The sequence below is a fragment of the Dactylosporangium sp. NPDC005555 genome (genome assembly GCF_040605635.1).
In the GTDB taxonomy this organism is placed as follows: domain Bacteria; phylum Actinomycetota; class Actinomycetes; order Mycobacteriales; family Micromonosporaceae; genus Dactylosporangium.
In genome coordinates this window covers 224558-242166 of record NZ_JBEXDG010000007.1, presented here as the reverse complement: position 1 = coordinate 242166, position 17609 = coordinate 224558, and the positions used below count along the sequence as shown (strand labels likewise).

Sequence of the window (17609 nt, the reverse complement as noted above, 5' to 3'; positions counted from 1 at the left end):
CGCCCGGGACCGTCCGGGAAGACCCGTAGTACCGCAGAGGTACACCGCAGATGGTCCCACGGAGTGACGATCCGGGCACCGCCGCGCACCTACCTTCGGCCACATGTTCCGCAGGGTGTTCGCGCTGCCGCTGATCGCGGTCCTCTGGTCGGTGTTCGGCCCGGCGCAGGTGTCCGCCGTGCCGCCTGCCCTGGCCGTCCAGGACGTACGGACCGCCGACGGTCTCGCGGTCGAGGTCGTCGGCGACCCGTCGACGGCGGCGACCGTCGTCGTCCTCGTGCCCGGTGCCGGCACCACCGCCGCCAACTTCGACCGCGGCCTCGGCGGTGTCCAGCGCCGCGCCCCCGCCTGGCAGGCCGCGCAGCTCGCGACCGCCGCCGGCCCGGACGTCGCGGTGATCGCGTGGCTCGGCTACCACCCGCCCGAGGGGATCCGGCTCGACGCGGTCCGGGAGGACGTCGCCGCGACCGGGGCCGCCGCGCTGCTGCGGTTCCTGCGGGACGTGCCCGCACCGCGGATCGTGCTCGTCGGGCACAGCTACGGCTCCACCGTCATCGGCCGTGCCGCCGCGCGCCTCGACGCCGGTACCGGCGGACACGTCACCGACATCGTCGTCCTCGGCAGCCCCGGGATGGGCGTGGACCGCGCCGCGGACCTGCGCACCACCGCCCGCGTGTGGGCCGGCACCGCCGCCGGCGACTGGACCCGCCGCCTGCCGGGGCTGCGCATCCTCGGCGCCGGCCACGGCACCCACCCCACCGATCCGGCGTTCGGGGCGCTGCCGCTGCCCGTCGACGGGGTCACCGGCCACGACGGCTACTTCGTGCCCGGCACCGCCTCCCTGGACGCCCTCGCCGCCATCGCGAACGGAGACCTCGATGCCGCCGCTCGACACGGTCATCAACTGGTACCGCACCTACGCTGACGACCTGCGCACCGCCCGCGACGAGCAGCGGGAGCTCCTCGCGCAGCGCCCGATGCGCCCCAGGCTCGACGACGTCGAGGCGGAGATCGCCTACCTGACGGTCCGGGCGCTGCGCCCCCGCACGGTGCTGGAGATCGGGTCGGCGCGGGGCTGGTCGACGACGTGGCTGCTGCGCGCCCTGCGGGACAACGACATGGGCACGCTGCACACGTTCGACCTCACCGGCGACGCGACCCGGTCCGTCCCGCCGTCCCTGGCCGCGGACCGGTGGTCCTTCACCCGCGGCGACGTCCGCGACGGCCCGCTCCCCGACGAGCCCGGGTTCGTCCTCGTCGACGCCGCCCACACGGCGCGGTTCGCCCGCTGGTACACCACGGAGCTCTTCGACCGGCTCCGCCCGGGCGCCGCCGTCGCCGTCCACGACGTGTTCCACGGCCGCCGCCCGTGGCCGGTCAGCGAGGGCGCGGTCGTCCTCGGCTGGCTCCGCCGGCACGGCATCGCCCACCTGACCGCGTCACCGGCCGCCGACCCCGACACCCACGACCGGCTCGTCGGCCTGAAACTGAAGCTGCGGCTCGCCGCCCCCGTGCACGCCGCCGCGTCCGGCAACCCGATGCTGTTCGCGTACCTGTAGCCCCGCGGCGCCCGTCGCAGCCGTGCCATCGCGTCCGGTGGGACGCGATGGCACCTACGGGTGGAGACCCGGGCCGAGGTCGCACATGGAAGGGCCCGGGTCGGCGCGCGACCCGGGCCCCTGTTTTTCCGATACCGCTAGCTCAGCGTCACCGCGAGATCGTCGAGGACGAACGACGTCTGCAGGGACGAGTCCTCCGTGCCGCTGAACTTGATCGCCACCGTCTGACCGGCGAACGAGCTCAGGTTGTACGTGCGCAGCACGTACCCGGACGCCTTGTTCAGGTTCGACAGGGTGCCCAGGGTGGTCGAGCCGGCCGTGATGGTCAGCTTGTCGTACTGCACGGTGGTGGTCGTCTCGGCCGAGTCGATGTGGATGTACGCCGTGAGCGTGGCGCTGCACCCGGCCGGGATGGTCACCGACTGCTGGATCGCCTCGGTCTTCGTCGAGCCGTACCCGAGCAGCCACGAGCTGTAGGTGCCCGTGCGGGCGGCCTGGCCCTGGCTGGCCCACTGGCCGATGGAGCCGGTGGTGCCGGTCCACGACGCGGTGCCCGACTCGAAGCCCGGGTTGAGCAGCTTCTGGCCGGAGCACGAGCCGGTCGGCGGGTTCGAGGTCGGCGGGTTCGACGTGGTGGGCGGCGGGGTGGTGCCACCGGTGCACGTCGGGTCCCCGGACTGCGCCGGGACGTTGACGGCGTTCCACGCGTTCTTGACCGCGTTGAACTCCGCGCAGCTGCTCGGGTACAGGTTCTTGGCCGCGGTTAGCGTCCAGGTGCGGTACTTCAGGTACGACGAGGACGAGGTCTTCATCAGCATCGCGTTGTAGAAGATCTTGGTGGCCTTCTGGATGCCGATGCCGACGAGGCCGGTCGAGCCGTTGCACGTGGTGCTGGTCGGCTGCCCGTTGGTCGGGTTGGTGCCCTCGGCGAGCAGGTAGAACCAGTGGTTGCCGGGGCCGGCGGCCGCGTGGACCTCCTGCGTCGGCGTGCTGCTGGAGTAGCAGTTGTCGTCACCCGCGAGCGACGGGTTGTACATGTAGCGGATCGGGCCGCTGCCGACGAGGTTGACTTCCTCGCCGACCTGGTAGTCGGCCGGGTCGTTCGGGTTGGCGGCGAACGCCTCGGTGGCCGCGCCGAACACGTCACCCACGAACTCCTGGGTGCCGGCCTTCGAGATGCCACCCGGGGTGGTGTCGTCGATGCCGTGACCGACCTCGTGACCCACGACGTCCAGCGAGCTGATCCACTTGCCGGCGGTGTTCTTGCCGATCTGGATCTGGGTGCCGTCGTAGTACGCGTTCTGGTCGTTCAGACCGACGCGGATCGGCCAGCCGCCGCCGCTGCCGTTGAACCCGTTGCGGCCCAGCCACGACGAGAGCATCGCGGCCTCCTTCTGAGCCGCGTACAGCGCGTCGACGCAGCCGGTCTCCCGGTCGGTGCCGACACCGGTGCCCCAGACGTCGTCAGGGCCCGTGAACGTCGTGTTGCCGGTGGCGTTCTGGCAGCTGATGGTCGGGTAGGTCGGGTCCTTCATGCTGTACGTGCTGCCCGACAGGGTCGTGTTGATCGTGACGTTACCGACGATCCAACCGGTGCCGGTGCCGTGCATGACCCGCTCGGTCTTGTCGAGCACGGCGCCGGTGAGGGCGTCGACCTGCACGGTGAGGCGGCTCGCGCCCTCCGCGCCGGTGCCGTTGAGCGTCGTCTCGTACGCGAGCTTGGCGCTGCCGTCCAGGGTGTAGACGACGAGCCTGGTGCCCTCGACCGCGTTGACGCTCGTCAGCAGCTTGCGGGCGGCCGCCTCGGCGTCGGCGGAGCTGATCTTCGCCGACGTCGACAGGCTGCCGATCGCCTTCGTCTGCGACACCGACGTGTACTTCGCCGTGCCCGCCGCGTCCGTGACGACCACGAAGTCACCACCGACGACGGGCAGACCCTTGTAGGTCCGCTCGTAGCCGACGTACTTCGCGTTGCCGGACGCGACGAACGACTTCTGCACGTACGCGTCGTCGGTGCTGGGCTGCAGCACACTCGGACGCTGGGACACGAACGTCGCGGCTGACTTGGCCGCGACGACGTTGGCTGCCTCGACGCCTGTGGGCGCCGGCAGCGGGGGCGAGGCTTGCACGGCTGCGGCGGTGCCGGCTGTTACCAGCCCGACCGCGAGCACTCCGGCCGCTGTAGCGAACCGTGGGGACAGCTTCAAGGGTGCCTTCTTTCCAGGGCGGCGCACGGAACCGGGGGTACAACGTTTCGGGGGTGCGCCGGAACCAATCGAGACACGCGAGAGTCGACTCTGGTGCAACGGCCGGCGTGCGCGCGCCGAACGGCCAACCGCAAGCTTCATCGACTCATGGCGATTTCAGGACGATCACACAGCCGGAATCGTCCGGACAAGACTTCATACCCTCTGCGCACCCTTGCCGCCACCCTGTACTTCAATGCCTCCCAACCCGTGAAACACCGCCGAAACGGTTTAACTGAATTCACGCCCCCGTCGTTGAATAACTGCAGGTCATTAACTTTTAACTCATCGATGACCTTTGCCGGTCTTGGTCGGATCGCCGCGCCCCGTAAGGTGAAGGACGATGACGCCACCAGCCGGCCCTGCCCCCTCGGACCCACCCCCGCCGTCCACCGGGCAGCCGCCCAACAAGATCACAGACCCCGCTGCGGCGTCATCATCCGTTCCGCCACCCGCACCCGCCGGCAGCGCTGGCGCTGGCGGCAGTGGTGGCGATAGCGGCGGTAGCCGCGGTGGCGGTAGTGGCGGCGGTGGCGCCGGCGGTGCGACGCCTTCGGCTGAGGCGGGCTCCGGCGCGGAGGGCGAGGCGGCCGGGACGGCCGACACTGGCGCGGCGACGCCGATCGAGACGGTGGTCGGAATCGTGGCGGACGCCGGGATCGGCGGCCGCCGCCTGCGACTGGCCCTGGTCGACCTGGCGACAACCCCGACCACCCTCGACGACCTGATCCGCGAGCACGCCCTCCCTCGCCGGACGGTCGAGCACCTGCTCCGCGCCGCAGGCCCCGACCTGCACACCGCGCGGAACGGCACCCTTCGCCTGCCCGGCGCGTACCGCACCCGCTTCACCGCCCCCCTCCGCCCAGCGGTGGATCCGGCCGGCGGCAATGCAGCATCACCGACCACGGCAGGTCAACCGCTGTCCTTGCCCGGCGTGGTGCGTCCGGCCTCGCCCCCATCGCCCACGCCGCCCCTTCTCCCGCCGCCATCAGCCACCGGGAACCAGGAAAATCCGGAATATCCCGCTGAACCGTCGGCCGGACCGGGCACGGGCGCGACGACCCCGACGGGCAAGCCGGGCTGGACGGGCCAGCCGAGCCGGGCGGGCGATCCGGGCCGGGCGGGCGAGGGCTGGGCAGGCGAGTCGGGCCGGGCGGGCGAGCCAGGCTGGGCGAGCGGGTCGGGCGAGCCGGGCTGGCCGGGCCCATCGGGCATCTCCGATGCGGACCTGATCGCCGACCTGACCCGCCTCATCGCGGACGTCCCCACCGACCGGGCGCTCGACCACGTCTCCGCGACCGCCCAGACCGCGGCGAAGCGGGCCAGGTGGCTCGACGAGACGTACGACCTGGCCGGCGCCCACCTCGTCTGCGTCGGCGATCACGACCTGACCTCGCTCGCCGTCCTCGCCGTCCGGTCCGACGTGCGGGTCACGGTCGTCGACGTCGACGAGCGGCTGCTCGAGTTCATCGCGGCCCGGGCGGCGCAGCGCGGGCACGCGGTCGAGTGCTGGCACGCGGACCTGCGGTTCGGCCTGCCGCCGGTGGTCGCCGAGTCCGCGGACCTCGTCTTCACCGACCCGCCCTACACGCCGGAGGGTGTCCAGCTCTTCCTCGGCCGCGGGGCGCAGGCGCTGCGGGACCGGGTCAACGGGCGGCTCGTCATGGCCTACGGGTTCAGTCCGCTCACGCCCGCGCTCGGGGTGAAGGTGCAGCGGGCGGTGCTCGACCTCGACCTCGCGGTCGAAACGATCCTGCCGTCCTTCAACCGCTACCACGGCGCGCAAGCGGTCGGGTCCGCGAGCGACCTCTATGTCTGCCGGCCCACCGCGCGCACATGGCAGGTGCTGGAGAAGCGGCTGAGCGGGGCGGCGGTCAACATGTACACCCACGGTGAGCATTCGCTGGAGGGCGAGGCCGTCGGGCGCGGGCCCGCGGAGCTGCTGGCGGCGCCGTTGCGGTCGGTGCCGGACCAGATCGACCTCACCGGCGATCCCGGGCCATGGCTGTTGCGGGTGCTGCTGGCGCTCAATACTTCTTCCCTGAGCTTACAACTGCCCAACAAATCGCCCGACCTCATCGATGCGAAGAGTCAGGCGGCGCTACGCACCGTTGTCGCTTCGAAGTACACGTTACGTTACCGGCGCAGCACCCCCTCGCCGAAACTGGCGATCGTGGAGGCGACCGCCGTGCCGGACGGGTCACGGACCGCGGTCGGATGGTTGCTGCAGCACGCGCACGGGAAGCTCGGCAATGTCCTGCGTGAGGGGCTCGTCCGGCAGTACGGGATGACGAAGAACGAGGCCAGAGCCAAGGTCGCCGAGCTGATCCGGCCGTCGTGGGCCGATGCCAGGCTGCTCGACCTGCCGCGGCACGAGATCGCCGAGCTGGTCGAAACGCTGACCTTGCCCGAGAGCTAAGGCAGGTCGCCGACCGTGTCAGCCCACAGCTGAATCAGGTCGGAGCCGGGGGAGCGCAGCCACTGCAGCTGCACGCCGTCCATGAGGGCCATGACCCGCCGCGCCGTCGTCTCGGGTGGGGCCGGCCCGCCGGCGGCCTTGGCCAGGGCGGTGATCTCGTCGAGTATCCGCTGCTGCCGGGCGACGAAGTACGCGTGCGCGGGGTGGTCGGGTGTGAGCGACTCCGCCTGCAGCACCGCGAACAACCGCACGATCTCCGGCTGCGACGCGTTCCGCCGCACCACCGCCGCGCAAACCTCCCGCAACGACGGCGACGGCGACGATAACGAGGGCGACAACGAGGGCGACAACGACGGCGACGACGAGGGCGACGGCACCCCCAATGGGGGCGCTCCCAGCAGCGAAGCCAGGGCCCGGGCGTCCTCGGCGTCGCGGTGTTCGAGGATCGCGATCAGCAGGCCGTCCTTGGACCCCACGTGATGCAGCAGCCCCGGCACCGTGAGGCCGCAGTCCGCCGCGACGTCCTGCATCGACAGGCCCCAGAACCCCCGCTCCGCAACGAGCCGCGTCGCGGCGGTGATGATCTGACGGCGCCGTTCGGCCGCGGGCAGGCGGGTCCGGTCGTGCCGTGCCATCCGGGCCGTCCCCCTTGTCGCATCGAGGTCAGTGACGCTACCTTACCTGGTACCTAATACTTTACAAGTGCTCAGTAGTGAAGGGCGACCAGCCATGGACCTCGAGGAGAAGGCCGCAGTCACCAGCGGCAGCAGCTTCTGGCGCAGCACCGCCGTCACCGGCGTGCCCGACATCATGCTGACCGACGGCCCGCACGGCGTCAGGAAGGCGGCGCCCGGCGGTGGCCTCCTCGACAGTGAACCCGCCACCTGCTTCCCGCCCGCCGTCGCCCTCGGCTCGACCTGGGACCCGCAGCTCGCCAGGAGGGTCGGCGAGGCGCTCGGCGACGAGGCGCGAGCCATGGACGTCCAGGTGCTCCTCGGCCCCGGCATCAACCTCAAGCGCAGCCCGCTCGGCGGCCGCAACTTCGAGTACTTCGCCGAGGACCCGCTGCTCACCGGCGTCCTCGCCACCGAATGGGTCAAAGGCCTGCAGAGCCGCGGCGTCGGCGCGTCGCTGAAGCACTTCGCCGTCAACAGCCAGGAGACCGACCGGATGCGGGTCTCCGCCGACGTCGACGAGCGCACGCTGCGCGAGATCTACCTGCGCGCGTTCCAGCGGGTCGTCACGCAGGCGAAGCCGTGGACGGTCATGTGCTCGTACAACCGCGTCAACGGGGTCCTTGCGTCCCAGCACCACTGGCTGCTCACGGAGGTGCTGCGCGGCGAATGGGGCTACGAGGGTCTCGTCGTGTCCGACTGGGGCGCCGTCGCCGACCGGGTCGAGGCGGTCCGCGCCGGACTCGACCTCACCATGCCCGGCCCCGACCCGGAAGGCGACCGCCGCCTCGTCGAGGCCGTGAACAGCGGAGACCTCCCGGAGTCCACATTGGACACCGCCGTCCAGCGCGTCACCACGCTCGTCGAAAAGGCACTCGCGGGACGTACCGGCGCCGCATATGACGAGGCGGAGCACCACGCGCTCGCCCGTGAGGTCGCCGGCCGCGCCATCGTCGTGCTCAAGAACGAGCGGCACAGCCTGCCGCTGACGGCCGGCACCAGCGTCGCGGTCCTGGGCGAGTACGCACGAACGCCGAGGTTCCAGGGCGGTGGCAGCTCACAGATCAATCCGACCAGGCTCGACAACGCGCTCGACGCGATCACCGAGCTTGCCGCGGGGCCGGTCACGTTCGCGCCCGGGTACGACGACATCGACGCCGCCGTCGCCCTGGCCGGGGAAGCGGCCGCAGCGATCGTGTTCGCCGGCACGGACCGCGAGACCGAGGGCGCCGACCGCGAGTCGATCGACCTGCCGGCAGCGCACGTCGAGCTCATCGAACGGGTCGCGGCCGTCAACCCGCGCACCGTCGTCGTGCTGTCCAACGGCGCGGTCCTGCGCACCGGCCCGTGGGACGCGGCCGTGCCCGCGATCGTCGAGAGCTGGCTGCTCGGCCAGGCCGGCGGCGGCGCGCTCGCCGATGTCCTGTTCGGCCGGGTCAACCCGTCGGGCCGGCTCACCGAGACGATCCCGCTGCACCTCGCCGACCACCCGTCGCACCTCGACTTCCCCGGCGAGCACGGGCACGTCCGCTACGGCGAGGGCATCCACATCGGGTACCGCGGCTTCGACGCCCGCGGGCAGCAGGTCGCGTACCCGTTCGGCCACGGCCTGTCGTACACCACCTTCGCCTACGGCCCGGCGGCCGCCGACGAAACCCGAGCGGGCCTGACGGTGCGGCTCGACGTCACCAACACCGGCGACCGCGACGGCCGCGAGGTCGTGCAGGCATACGTTTCCCTGCCCGGCTCCGCCGTCCGCCGCGCGCCCCGGGAGCTCAAGGCGTTCGCCAACGTCGCGATCCCCGCCGGCACGACCGTCGCGGTGGACCTGACGATCGCCCGTGACGACCTCGCCTACTGGGACACCCGCGTGTCCCGCTGGGTCGTCGAGGGCGGCGAGTACCAGATCGAGATCGGCGCCTCCTCCCGCGACCTGCGGGTCACCGCCACCGCCACCGTCGAGGGCGACGAGGTCCGGGTCCCGCTGACGGGCGAGTCGACGATCGCGGAATGGCTCAGCGACCCGAGGGGCGCCCAGGCGCTCGGCGAGGTGTTCGCGTCCCTCGCCGCCGGCGGCGGCGAGTCGGGCGTCATGGCGCACACCGTCGCCGACCCGGAGATGCTGACGCTGATGGGCAGCCTGCCCCTGGCCCGGCTCGCGGTCTTCGCCGGCGAGGCGTTCAGCCCCGCCGCGATCGAGAAGCTGGCCGCGTCCGTGAACTAGAACCGTTTGACGAACCCACGCTGCCATGGTGTCTCGACGGCGTGCCGGGAGTAGTGCTGCCGCACGTATGCGACGGCCTCACCGGCCGGTACGCCGTCGAGGACCGCCAGGCAGGCGAGCGCCGTCCCGGTCCTGCCCCGCCCGCCGCCGCAGCCGAACTCGACCCGGCCCGTCCGCGCCTCCACCAACGCCTCCTCGAGGGCCGCCCGGAACGCGTCGCGGTCCCGTGGCAGCCCGAAGTCCGGCCACCGGACCCACCGCTGCGGCCACGCCGTCGCCGCCGGCTCGCGCCCGAGGCCGTAGACGCCGAGCGTCGGCACCGGGCCGTCGGGGACAGGCTTCGACAACGCCCGCCCTCGGACCGTCAACCCCGACGGCAACCGCAGCAGCCCCGGCGTGTCCTGCGGCCAGTGCGCGATCACGGTTTCGGCCGGAAGCTGGCGAACACCAGGTCCAGGGACGGCCTGGCCGCGGCCCAGTCGGCGTCGGTGGTCTGCCAGTAGAAGCCGTACGCCTGCTTCGGCGACGTGACCACCCCCCGGTTGTTGACGTGCTGCCGCGCCCCCCGCGCGAACGTGAACTCCCAGTCCGCCGCGGTCACGAAGTACGGTACCGGCTGGATGTGGACCTCCGCGTACCCGGGGAAGTCGCCCCTCGCCAGCCGCGAGTCCCGCTGCGTCTGCCAGTCCTTCACCGGGTCCGACTTCGGCTGGTCCGTCTGGTCGATGCCCAGGACGCGCCCGTCACCGCGGAAGTACACGATCGAGCCCTCCTTCGACCGCCGCCAACCGGCCGGCACGTACACCGAGAACCCTGACGGATCGCGATAGTCGATCCACCCGGCCGGCAACGGCGGCAACTGCCCCGTCCCACCCGGCTCCGGCGCAGGCTCCGACGAAGGCGTCGCCGACGGCCCGGTCCCGGCCGGCTCACTGGACGCCGCCGCACTCGGCGACTCGGCCGCCGCGCTCGTGGCAGCCGCCGTCGACCGCACCGAACCGGCCGGCGCCGCGGTCTTGTTGCTGTCGTCCCCACCCTGCCGCACCACCACCCACGCGAGCAGCACGACGATGACGAGGGCCCCACCGACGGCCGCAAGCACTTTCACAGGGGGTTTTCCGCGTGTACGACCACCGTCCCCGACCAGCGGCGGAGCCGCCCCGTCCGAGACGGATGCCGGACCGCCGGCCGTCCCGGACACTCCACCCGGTGCTACCGGCGCCGTGCCATCCACACCCCGCCCACCACCGGCACCGTCACCGCGCTCCGCCACCTCGGTCTCAGCGCCCGCAACCCCAGCACCCGCCCCGGCCGCCAGCGTCTCGGCGTCGGCCCGCTGCTCAGCCGCTGCTCGCGCGTCGGCTGCTGCTTGCGCCTCAGCCGCTGCTCGCGCGTCGGCTGCCGCCTGCGCCTCTGCCGCCGCCTTCGCCTCGGCTGCCGCTCGGGCTTCGGCTTCCGCGCGTGCCGCGGCTTCGGCCCGCGCGTCCTCTGCCGCCTGCCTAGCGGCTTCGGCCTGTGCTTCGGCTGCTGCCTGCGCGTCGGCCGCCGCTTGCGCCTCGGCCTCCGCACGGAGCTTGGCTTCTGCGAGGGCCTCGGCCTCCGCGCGTGCCGCAGCCTGGGCCCGCGCGTCCTCCGCCGCCTGCCTCGCGGTTTCTGCCCGCGCCTCAGCTTCGGCGAGTGCCGCGGCCTCTGCCAGCGCCGCGGCCTCCGCCTGCCTCGCGGCTTCCGCTTGCGCCTCTGCCTCAGCCTGCGCCTGTGCTTCAGCTGCTGCTTGCCGGTCGGCCTCGGCCTTCGCTTCGGCTGCCGCCTGCCGGTCGGCTTCCGCCTGTGCCGCGGCTTCTGCTCGCCTCGTGGCTTCCGCCTGCGCCTCAGCTTCGGCGAGTGCCGCGGCCTCTGCCAGCGCCTGTGCTTCAGCTGCTGCTTGCCGGTCGGCCTCGGCCTTCGCTTCGGCTGCCGCCTGCCGGTCGGCTTCCGCCTGTGCCGCGGCTTCCGCTTGCCTCGTGGCTTCCGCCTGCGCCTCTGCCTCAGCCTGCGCCTCCGGGGCCTCCTCCTGGGCCGTCACGGCTTCCGCTGCCCGCTGCGTGGGCGGAGCGGCCTGCTCGAAGGCGGGAGCATCGCTGGGGGCGGGATCGGCGGGAGCTGGACGTTCCGTCGCGGCGGCCGCAACCGGAGGAAGGGACTGGACGACCGTCGGCGGGTCTTGGCGGGTGCGGGGCTGGACGACGGTCGGCGGGTCGGCCGGTGCGGGGCGCTGCGCGGGGACGGGCGGCGCGGGTGGCGTCGGCGCCGGGGTCGAACGGCCCCAGCCGCTCAGCCATGACCGGCGGCGGCGTTCGGTGGGGGCGACGAGGGCGGCGCGGAGGCGTTCCTCGGTCTCGGCGAACCCCGCCCGGGCCCGCGGGTCCTTGCGCAGCAGGCCGCGCAGCGCGGGGGCGAGCGCGCCGGCGCGCTGCGGCGGGTCGAGCTCGTCGGAGGCGAGGGCCATGAGGGTTTCCATGGCGGAGCCGCGCCCGTACGGGGAGCGGCCCTCCACCGCGGCGTACAGCGTGGCGCCCAGCGACCACAGGTCCCCGGCGGCGCCGGCGGTGCCGTCCCGGGCCCGCTCGGGGGCGATGTACTCGGGTGAGCCGAGGACCAGACCGGTGCGCGTGACGTGACCGTCGCCCTCGATGCGGGCGATGCCGAAGTCGGTGAGGACGACCCGGCCGTCGTCGCCGAGCAGGACGTTGCCGGGCTTGATGTCGCGGTGATGGACACCGACGCGGTGCGCCGCCTGCAGCGCGACGAGGACCGCGAGCCCGATCTCCGCGACCCTGCGTGGGGGGAGCGGCCCGTCGGCGCGCAGCGTCTGGTCCAGCGACCGCGACGGCACGTACTCCATGATGAGCCACGGCTGCCCGTCGAAGGCGAGCACGTCATACACGCGGACCACATTCGGATGGGTCAGCCGCGCCGCCGCGCGTGCCTCGCGCAGTGTCCGCTCCATCGCGACGTCGCGTGCGCTGTCGAGCAGCTCCGGCGGCAGGATGATCTGCTTCACGGCGACGTCCCGCCCGAGCGTCTCGTCCCGGGCGCGCCACACCCTGCCCATCCCGCCCGCCCCGAGTGGTTCAAACAGGCGATATCGGTCGGCGACGAGGGCGGGCGCGGCGGTCATGCACAAAGGTGTACCCGATCGATCACCCAAGCACGCAATCGGCACACCGCACGGCGCCCCGACCGTCGCGAGGATCACGACGCCTGCCTTCCGTGCAACCTCACCTGATCTGTTGACAACCGGACTGCACCCGATCACCTACCGTCATGGGACGGCGGGTTTGCGCGGCTCGGAGGCATTGTGCACCAGAACGTTCTCGACCTCGGCGGCACGGCGGGGACAATGCTCCTCACCTGCTACCTGATCGGCGGCCTCATCACCGCCGCGGCCGGCTTCCTGCCCGGCAACCCGCCGAAGCTCCGCCTCCTGTGCGTGACGGTCGGCCTCGCCCTGTCCGGCTGGGCGGCGAAGGTGCTCGTCCTCGGTGGCGTCATCCTCGTCGGGCGCATCGTCCTGGTGCTGCCCGCGACGCTGACGGCCGCCGCGCTCGCCGGAACGTTCCGCGCGTACAGCCGCCGGCGGACCGCCTCAGCCCGCCGGTCACGCCCACACCCGGCGGCCGCCCGGACGTACACCGAGCCTCCGCCGATGCCCCCGGCACCCGGCGCGCCGGCGTCCGCTGGTTCGCACCCCGCGTTCGCTGCTCCGGTCCAGGTCTTTGCTGCTCCGGCTCCCACCTTTGCTGCCGCAGCTCCGACGTCCGCCGTGCCGATGTACGCCGCCGACCAGGCGCCGCTGCCATCCGCTGTCCCGCTGCCCCGCCACGCACCGGCGTCCGCGGCTCCGACGTCCGCCGTGCCGATGTACGCCGACCAGGCGCCGCTGCCATCCGCTGTCCCGCTGCCCCGCCACGCACCGGCGTCCTCCGCGCAGCGGACGCGGCGCATGCCCGTCGTCTCCGACGCCGCCGACCAGGCCTTCGCGACCTCGACGCAGCCCGCGTCCGCCGCCAGCGCTGAGAAGCGCCCGCACCACATGCGGCCCGCCGCGCAACCGAGGTTCCACGGCCACGCGATCGCCCCGCCGGCCACGTTTCCGACACCGCCCCGGTTTGCGCCACAGCCACTGCACAACGTCCCGTCGCCGCGCCGCGCTGCGGACGACTCGGTCACCGCGCACACAGACCGCCCAGCGAACCACCTCCGGACACCGTCATTCCCCCTTCCGTCCCGCTCGCTGCCCACCAGGTCGATGCCCGCGCATTCGTCGCCGGCTCACCCGTCGCCGGCTCACCCGTCGCCGGCTCACCCGTCGCCCGCCCACCCGTCGTCCGCGCAGCCGTTGCCCGCGCCGGAGTGGGCACGCACGCAGGTCTGGACAGGCGTGCAGGAGCTGCCGCACGCGCAGGACCCCACCCGGTCGCGGACCTCGTCGTGGTCGCAGGATCCGACCGCGGGCCCACGGGGTGTCGTACCGTCGCAGCCCAACGCAACGCTGATGTCAGCGCCGGTCTTCGCGCCGCCGCAGCGGATGGCGCTCGCCCCGGTGACCGGCCCTTCGCAGTTGCAGCCGTCCGCCGTCCGCGCCAGGCACCGCGCCGCCGGAACCTCCGCCTGACCCGGATCCACCCCCGAACGCGTCACCGCCGGCCGGTCACCTCCCCTGGTGCCCTGGCTCCTCCTTGACGCGTCACCGCCGGCCGATCGCCTGCGCCTTGACCCCTGGCACGACCTTCACGGCGCGACACTGCCGGCGATCGCCTCCGACTGACCCCGGCACCACCTTCATGGCGCCGCTGCCGGTCGACCGCTCCGCCTGACCCTGGCTCCTCCTCCGCGACGCTCGGCTGCCGGTCGGTCACCTCGGTGTGACCCAGCCCCATCCCCGTGGCACGTCACTCCTGGTCGACCGCCTCCTCCCCGGCGGGCGGCGGGAACAGCCGGTCGACCAGGTTGTCGACGAGTGCCTCCACCCCGTGCGGCCGCAGCACCTCGGGCATGGTGAGGTCGTCGACGATCAGGCCGAGCATGCCCAGGTAGAGCAGCAGCACCGAACCGCTGTCACCTGGCAGGCCCGCGTCGACGTGGAACGCCACATTCGCCTCCAGGTCCGCGGTGAAGAACCTGGTCAGTGCGATGTCGAGCTCAGGTCGGCGGGTCGCCTCCAGCCGCAGCTCCAGCAGGGCCAGATGGCTGCTGCGCTCCCGGCGGGTCCGGTCGAGCAACTGGTGCATGAGCGTCTTCACGAGGTCGCGGGACGGCGTCGCCCGCATCGTCTCGGCCAGCTCGCGCGGGTCGGGGGTGAGCCGCTCCCGGACCCGGAGCATGAGCTGCTCCAGCAGGTCGGCGCGGTTGCTGAAGTAGTTGGACGTGGTGCCCGTCGGCACCTCCGCCTGCTGATCCACCGCGCGCAGTGTCAGCCCCCGCGATCCCTCGTCGGCCAGGACCTCGATGGCGGCGTCGAGCAGGGCGGTCCGTCTGGTGGGGTTCTGACGCATCGCTGGTCCTTTCTCACTGACCTGGTTGACACCACTGCGATCACAGTACTACGTTCAAACCACTGCATCCACAGTACATCAAAGTCGAAATGAGTGACAGACATGCGAAAGCTGATCTACCTCGTGGCCGTCACGCTCGACGGCTTCATCGCGGGACCCGACGGGCAGTTCGACTTCTTCGGCTTCGAGGGCGACTCCGCGGCGGCGATCCTCGCCGACTGGCCCGAGACCATACCCACGCACGCCCGGGCGCCGCTGGGACTGGAGGGCGTCGCCAACCGGCGGTTCGACACCGTCGTCATGGGCCGCGGCACCTATGAGCCAGGCCTCGCCATCGGTGTGACCAGCCCATACCGGCACATGGAGCAGTTCGTCTTCTCCAGAACGCTCACCGACGTCGACCCGACGGTCACGTTCGTGGGCGGGGACACCGACCCCGCCGGGTTCGTGCGCGACCTCAAGCGCCGCGACGGTCTCGACATCTGGTTGTGCGGCGGTGGCAGGCTCGCCGCCCAGCTGGTCGACGAGATCGACGAGCTGATCCTCAAGGTCAATCCGATCGCGGTGGCCTCTGGTGTGCCGCTCTTCGCCGCACCCTTCAAACCGGTGCCCTTCCGGCGGACGGGCGTGCGAGCGTTCGACACGGGGGTTTCGATCCTGACGTTCGAGCGGGCGGCGCCGGCATGATCCGGGCCGCGACGTCCGACGACATCGACCGGGTCGCGGCCGTCGTCGTCGACGAGCCGATCGGCTGGATCGGCGCCGAGCGCTTCCACGCCGACCTTGCCGCACGGATGTACCGGCCCGAATGGACCTGGATCGCCCAGCGTGACGGGCGGATCGTCGCCCGGGCGCTCTGGTGGGGTCCGTCCGGCAGCGCGCTTCCGGTCGCCCTCGACTGCCTGAGCACCGACCCGTCGGTGCCCGACCGTGCGGGGCTCGCGGCGCAGCTGCTCCGGGCGGGCATGTCGGCGTCCGGCGCGGTGGTGCCCCCGCAGTTCAACGTGTCGCTGGCCGAGGGCTGGCGCGACCACCCCGCGACCGTGGCCGCCGTCGCGTGGCGGCGGGAGGCGGTGTTCGCCGCGGGGCTGACCGACGAGGTGGAGCGGCTGCGGTTCGAGTGGACGCCCGGGTCGTCCGCTCCACGTGGTTCGACCGTCCCACCCGACTCGGCCACCGGCGGGTCGGGGAGCGCTGACGCGGCAGACGGCGGGCCAGGCGGTCGTCTGGTGTTCAGGGAAGGGAGCGACGACGAGTTTCTCGACGTGTTCCGCCGGGTCGCGGCCGGCAGCCTCGACGCGCAGACGCGGCGGAGCGTGGCCGCGGACGGGGTCGACGCCGCGGCACGGGCCGAGATGGAGTTCTGTCTCGGGTGCCCGGGGGAGCGGTCGTGGTGGCGGATCGCCGAGACGCCGGGTGGGGAGGTGGCGGGGCTGGCGGTGCCGTCGGCCACGCCGTACCACCGCAATGTGGGCTATCTCGGTGTCGTGCCGCAGATGCGCGGGCACGGGTATGGCGGCGACATCCTCGCCGAGATCACGCGAATCCACGCGGCGGACGGAGCGCGGGTGATCACGGCGACGACGGACACGGGCAACGCGCCGATGGCGGCGGCGTTCCGGCGAGATGGGTATCGGGTCAGCGAGATCAGGCTGGTGTTCACCGCACCGTCGGCGGGACAGCCGGCCGGGTGAGATGCGGGTGTGGGCACGTCAGCGCGACGTCAGCGTCGTTTCAGGGGACCGTCGCATCCTGTCCGGCATGAGCTCATCACCCCGGGCGCGGACCGTCTTCGTCGGCACGCCGGCGTTCCTCGGACGGATCGACGGCGTGACCCGCTGCGCGTTCTGGACCGGCGAGCCCGTCGAGCACGAGTTCGATCCGGCCAGGCTGATCAGCGTGGACCTGGCACGGACACCGTCGGCGGCCGCGGCGAAGGAGATCAGCTGGGCGGACGTCGACGTCGACGACTGCTTCAGCGGGCCGGACGGCGACACCGGCGGCTCGACGCTCGGGCCCGCCTGGCCAGAGTTGCAGCTGACCGGCGCCGTCTACCTGGCCGCGGACTTCGTCGACCGGCTGCCGGTCGCGCTGCGGCCGTCGCCGGGGTCCGGCGGATTCGCGGGTGAGCCTTATGAGTGCCAGTCGGTCGTGTACTGGCCGGACACCGCCGACCCGAGAGCCGGCAACCGGTACGCGGGACACTGCGCGGACGTCCTCGATCAGCGGGGCACGCTCGCGCGGGTCGCCGTGTATCCGCCGGGCCGCTCGACCGATCCGGGGACGTCGCCGGTCACGATGTGGCTGGACCTCGCCTCCCCGGAGCACTGCGACGCGGGCCCGGACAGCCTCACCGAGGTCGGCGGGGACGTCACGCGTGGCGCCCTGTTCCTGATCGCCGGCCGTGTCCATTCCTCTTCGACAGTTGACAGGAGCATCGAATGACGACCCACCGCCCGTTACGCACGACGGTCCTCGTCGGCGCGATCGGACCGAAGATCCCGCCGTGGGCGGGGCCCACCCGGGCCGCGCCGCCCGTCCGCACCACCGGATCGCCGACCGGCCAGGCCAGGCCCGGCGGCGGCTCACCGACGACCTCGGCCCGGCATCGTGCGCTGACGACATCGACCGGGTCCCGCGCGCTGGCCAACCCGGCCCGCTACCGGGCGCCGGCGACCTCTGCCCGGGCCGGGGCGCTGCAGGCCATCAAGTGGCCCGACGCGCTGGGCGACTGATCACCGGGCCGCTGACCACCCGATCCACGACCATCGAGTCGCCGGCCACCGCGTCGTCGAGCGGCGCCCGTCCGGCGGGTGGGCCGTCAACCGTGGCGTCGTGGACTGAAGGGCCGTCGGCCGCCGCGTCGTCGCTGAGGGGTGGCCCCTGGAGCGTCGCGTCGTGGAGCGTCGGCTTTGCAGTGGTGAGTCGTTGATCGCTGCGCCGGGAGCGGCGG

At 72.7% G+C, this 17609-nt stretch carries 14 protein-coding genes; 9 read left to right on the top strand and 5 right to left on the bottom strand.

Going from position 1 to position 17609, the window contains the following annotated elements:
* The first annotated feature begins 103 nt into the window (after nucleotides 1-103).
* The gene (locus ABZS58_RS11335; protein ID WP_354780121.1) at nucleotides 104-925 is read left to right on the top strand and encodes an alpha/beta hydrolase; all 822 of its coding nucleotides are present in this window, start codon (nucleotides 104-106) and stop codon (nucleotides 923-925) included.
* Nucleotides 879-1559 carry a class I SAM-dependent methyltransferase gene (locus ABZS58_RS11330; protein ID WP_354780119.1) on the top strand — a complete coding sequence of 227 codons (681 nt, stop codon included), beginning with the start codon at nucleotides 879-881 and terminating at the stop codon, nucleotides 1557-1559. Before ABZS58_RS11335 ends, ABZS58_RS11330 begins: the two co-directional genes overlap by 47 nt.
* A gap of 137 nt (nucleotides 1560-1696) precedes the next feature.
* Here ABZS58_RS11330 and ABZS58_RS11325 read toward each other — a convergent pair whose 3' ends face one another.
* Nucleotides 1697-3688 carry a M4 family metallopeptidase gene (locus ABZS58_RS11325; RefSeq protein WP_354780117.1) on the bottom strand — a complete coding sequence of 664 codons (1992 nt, stop codon included), beginning with the start codon at nucleotides 3686-3688 and terminating at the stop codon, nucleotides 1697-1699.
* A 748-nt stretch (nucleotides 3689-4436) separates the two neighbouring features.
* On the opposite strand from ABZS58_RS11325, the gene ABZS58_RS11320 reads away from it, so the two are divergent.
* On the top strand, nucleotides 4437-6224 hold the full coding sequence (locus ABZS58_RS11320) for a bis-aminopropyl spermidine synthase family protein (RefSeq protein ID WP_354780116.1): 1788 nt from the start codon (nucleotides 4437-4439) through the stop codon (nucleotides 6222-6224).
* Here ABZS58_RS11320 and ABZS58_RS11315 read toward each other — a convergent pair.
* Complete coding sequence (locus tag ABZS58_RS11315) at nucleotides 6221-6859, bottom strand: helix-turn-helix domain-containing protein (RefSeq protein ID WP_354780114.1); 639 nt, start codon at nucleotides 6857-6859, stop codon at nucleotides 6221-6223. The two genes, ABZS58_RS11320 and ABZS58_RS11315, sit on opposite strands and share 4 nt — an antisense overlap.
* A gap of 94 nt (nucleotides 6860-6953) precedes the next feature.
* Between ABZS58_RS11315 and ABZS58_RS11310 the strand changes: the two genes are divergently transcribed.
* Nucleotides 6954-9122: a glycoside hydrolase family 3 C-terminal domain-containing protein gene (locus ABZS58_RS11310; RefSeq protein ID WP_354780112.1), complete on the top strand. Its 2169-nt coding sequence runs from the start codon at nucleotides 6954-6956 to the stop codon at nucleotides 9120-9122.
* Here ABZS58_RS11310 and ABZS58_RS11305 read toward each other — a convergent pair.
* Nucleotides 9119-9544, bottom strand: a complete 426-nt coding sequence (locus ABZS58_RS11305) for a protein phosphatase (RefSeq protein WP_354780110.1) — start codon at nucleotides 9542-9544, stop codon at nucleotides 9119-9121. The genes ABZS58_RS11310 and ABZS58_RS11305 overlap by 4 nt on opposite strands.
* On the bottom strand, nucleotides 9541-12279 hold the full coding sequence (locus ABZS58_RS11300; RefSeq protein WP_354780108.1) for a serine/threonine-protein kinase: 2739 nt from the start codon (nucleotides 12277-12279) through the stop codon (nucleotides 9541-9543). Before ABZS58_RS11300 ends, ABZS58_RS11305 begins: the two co-directional genes overlap by 4 nt.
* A 180-nt stretch (nucleotides 12280-12459) precedes the next feature.
* On the opposite strand from ABZS58_RS11300, the gene ABZS58_RS11295 reads away from it, so the two are divergent.
* On the top strand, nucleotides 12460-13776 hold the full coding sequence (locus tag ABZS58_RS11295) for a hypothetical protein (protein WP_354780106.1): 1317 nt from the start codon (nucleotides 12460-12462) through the stop codon (nucleotides 13774-13776).
* Nucleotides 13777-14053: 277 nt separating this feature from the next.
* Here the strand turns inward: ABZS58_RS11295 and ABZS58_RS11290 are convergent, their stop codons facing one another.
* Complete coding sequence (locus ABZS58_RS11290) at nucleotides 14054-14656, bottom strand: TetR family transcriptional regulator (protein ID WP_354780104.1); 603 nt, start codon at nucleotides 14654-14656, stop codon at nucleotides 14054-14056.
* Nucleotides 14657-14758: 102 nt separating this feature from the next.
* On the opposite strand from ABZS58_RS11290, the gene ABZS58_RS11285 reads away from it, so the two are divergent.
* From ABZS58_RS11285 to ABZS58_RS11270, 4 genes are all read left to right on the top strand, one after another.
* On the top strand, nucleotides 14759-15343 hold the full coding sequence (locus tag ABZS58_RS11285) for a dihydrofolate reductase family protein (protein ID WP_354780102.1): 585 nt from the start codon (nucleotides 14759-14761) through the stop codon (nucleotides 15341-15343).
* Entirely contained in the window at nucleotides 15340-16350 is a 1011-nt protein-coding gene (locus ABZS58_RS11280; RefSeq protein ID WP_354780100.1) for a GNAT family N-acetyltransferase, read from the top strand. The genes ABZS58_RS11285 and ABZS58_RS11280 overlap by 4 nt, the downstream gene beginning before the upstream one ends.
* 67 nt (nucleotides 16351-16417) lie before the next feature.
* Nucleotides 16418-17101, top strand: coding sequence for a hypothetical protein (locus ABZS58_RS11275; RefSeq protein ID WP_354780098.1), 684 nt, complete (start codon nucleotides 16418-16420; stop codon nucleotides 17099-17101).
* On the top strand, nucleotides 17098-17391 hold the full coding sequence (locus tag ABZS58_RS11270) for a hypothetical protein (protein WP_354780096.1): 294 nt from the start codon (nucleotides 17098-17100) through the stop codon (nucleotides 17389-17391). The genes ABZS58_RS11275 and ABZS58_RS11270 overlap by 4 nt, the downstream gene beginning before the upstream one ends.
* Nucleotides 17392-17609: the final 218 nt, after the last annotated feature.

What these genes read in the sequence shown, in the direction of transcription:
- ABZS58_RS11275 (WP_354780098.1), top strand. Translation starts at nt 16,418, where the DNA reads ATGAGCTCATCACCCCGGGCGCGGACCGTCTTCGTCGGCACGCCGGCG.
- ABZS58_RS11330 (WP_354780119.1), top strand. Translation starts at nt 879, where the DNA reads ATGCCGCCGCTCGACACGGTCATCAACTGGTACCGCACCTACGCTGAC.
- ABZS58_RS11270 (WP_354780096.1), top strand. Translation starts at nt 17,098, where the DNA reads ATGACGACCCACCGCCCGTTACGCACGACGGTCCTCGTCGGCGCGATC.
- ABZS58_RS11335 (WP_354780121.1), top strand. Translation starts at nt 104, where the DNA reads ATGTTCCGCAGGGTGTTCGCGCTGCCGCTGATCGCGGTCCTCTGGTCG.
- ABZS58_RS11285 (WP_354780102.1), top strand. Translation starts at nt 14,759, where the DNA reads ATGCGAAAGCTGATCTACCTCGTGGCCGTCACGCTCGACGGCTTCATC.
- ABZS58_RS11300 (WP_354780108.1), bottom strand. Translation starts at nt 12,279, where the DNA reads ATGACCGCCGCGCCCGCCCTCGTCGCCGACCGATATCGCCTGTTTGAA.
- ABZS58_RS11290 (WP_354780104.1), bottom strand. Translation starts at nt 14,656, where the DNA reads ATGCGTCAGAACCCCACCAGACGGACCGCCCTGCTCGACGCCGCCATC.
- ABZS58_RS11280 (WP_354780100.1), top strand. Translation starts at nt 15,340, where the DNA reads ATGATCCGGGCCGCGACGTCCGACGACATCGACCGGGTCGCGGCCGTC.
- ABZS58_RS11310 (WP_354780112.1), top strand. Translation starts at nt 6,954, where the DNA reads ATGGACCTCGAGGAGAAGGCCGCAGTCACCAGCGGCAGCAGCTTCTGG.
- ABZS58_RS11315 (WP_354780114.1), bottom strand. Translation starts at nt 6,859, where the DNA reads ATGGCACGGCACGACCGGACCCGCCTGCCCGCGGCCGAACGGCGCCGT.